At 73.7% G+C, this 2,080-nt stretch carries 2 protein-coding genes; both read left to right on the top strand.

From position 1 onward, the window contains the following. Positions 1-1,550: flippase (locus ACWCO3_RS34180; RefSeq protein ID WP_450014112.1), on the top strand; the 1,550-nt coding region annotated here is incomplete at its 5' end. Next, positions 1,547-2,080: sulfotransferase family protein (locus ACWCO3_RS34185; protein ID WP_450014114.1), on the top strand; the 534-nt coding region annotated here is incomplete at its 3' end. The genes ACWCO3_RS34180 and ACWCO3_RS34185, both read left to right, overlap by 4 nt.

Here is a 2,080-nt window from a genome sequence, read left to right on the forward strand (position 1 = left end):
GGCCGCCGGCCCCGCCGGAGGCCGGCGACCAGCAGGTACGCGGCATGGCGCGCGGCGGCATGCTGAACCTGGCGAGCGCGGTGCTCAGCCAGGTGGCGCTCTTCCTGGTCATGCTGTTGCTGGCCCGCGTGCTGGGCGTACGCGAGCTGGGCCGGTACGCCCAGGTCTACGCCGTGCTGTCGTTGCTCGGGCTGCTCTCGCTGTCCGGTTTCCGCGCCGGGCTGACCCGGTTCGTGGCGGTGCACCTCGCCGACGACGATCCGGCCGCGCTGCGGGGCGCGATCCGCCTCGGGATCGGCATCTCGGTCGTGGCGTCCACTGTCATCGCTGTCGGTCTGGCGGTCGGCGCGCCGTGGCTCGCCGGGGCACTGCACGACCCGCAGCTCGGCACCGGTCTGCGGTTGGTCGCGCTGTGCCTGCCCGCCTCGACCGTCTGCGAGGCCGCCCTCGCGGCCACCCGGGGTTGGCGTACCCAACGGGCCTACGCGCTCATCGGCCAGGTCTACGAACCGGCGGCCCGGCTGGTCCTCACCGCGTTGGCGCTCGCCGTCGGGGCGGGCCTGACCGGCGCGTTCTGGGCCCTGGTGGTGGCCAGCTGGAGCGCCGCCGGGTTCGCTCTCGTGGCGCTCGCCCGGATGGTCCGCCGGGTGCCGGCCGCCCGGCCCGCGTACCGGCCGGGAGAGCTGTTCCGCTTCTCCACTGTCAGCTGGGTCTCCTCGCTCTCCTCGACCGGGCTGATCTGGGTGGACGCGTTGCTGCTCGGGTTCTTCGACTACGGGCCCGACGCGATCGGCGTCTACCACGTGGCGACCCGGCTGGTGACGATCGCGGTGTTCGTGCTGGCCCCGGTCAACGCCTCGTTCGGCCCGCACCTGGCGCACCTCTACCACCAGGGTCGGCTGGACGAGGTCCGCCGGATCTACCGGGTCGCCACCGGCTGGGTGCTCCGACTGTCGCTGCCGGCGTTCGTGGCGTTGCTGGTCTTCCCGGAGCAGTTGCTGCGCCTGGTCGGTGGGCCCGGTCTGGCCGGCGGCGCGGCGGTGACGGTCGTGCTGGCGCTCGGCCAACTCGTCAACGCCGCCACCGGGCCGTGCGGGACGCTGCTGAACATGTCGGGCCGGGTCTCGGTCAACATGGTCGACAACCTCGCCGCACTGGTGCTCAACGTGCTGCTCAACCTGTGGCTCATCCCGGCGTACGGGATCCTCGGCGCGGCGGTGGCCTGGGCGGTCTCGTTGGCCGCTGTGAACGTCGCCCGGGTCTGGCAGGTGCGTGCGCAGGTGCACACGGTGCCGGTGACCACCGGCATGCTCAAGGGGCTGGTGGCCGCGGTGTTCGCGTTGGTCGTCGGGTTCGGTGTGCGGTGGCTGGTCGAGGGCTGGATCACGCAGCTCACTGTCGGTCTGACCGCGATCGTGGGGGCGTACTGCGCCGGGGTGCTCGCCCTCGGGCTCAGTCGGGAGGACGTCATGGTGCTGCGTTCGGTGACCCGCCGGGGCGGCCGCCGCGCCGCCGTGGCCGGCGGTCCCGCCGCGAAGGTCGGCTCGTGAGCGCGCTCGGTCGACGTCAGGTCACCGACCACCTGCGCCGGGGTGTCCGCGCGACGCGGGCGTGGGGACGCGCCGCGCGGCCGGGCGAGCCCGGCCCGCTGCCCGACTTCCTGGTGATCGGGGGTCAACGCTGCGGCACCACCTCGCTGTACCACCATCTCGCCGCGCATCCCCGGGTACGGGTCGCCACCGGCAAGGAGTTGCAGTACTTCAGCGTCCACCATGGTCGGGGTCTGCGCTGGTACCGGGGGCACTTCCCGCGCCTCGCCCCGGACGAGCGCACGTTCGAGGCGAGCCCCTACTACCTGTTCCATCCGGGCGTGCCGTCCCGGGTCGCGGCGGCCCTGCCGCAGGCCCGCTTCGTCGCCCTGCTGCGGGACCCGGTGCAGCGGGCCTACTCGCACTACCTGCACACCCGCTCGTACGGCCTCGAGCCGCTGACCTTCGCCGACGCGCTCGACGCCGAGGAGGAGCGGCTCGCTCGGGCTACGCGCGGCGGCCCGGACACCCACGCCGCGCACCGGGCGTTA

The sequence above is a fragment of the Micromonospora sp. NPDC002411 genome (genome assembly GCF_053592955.1).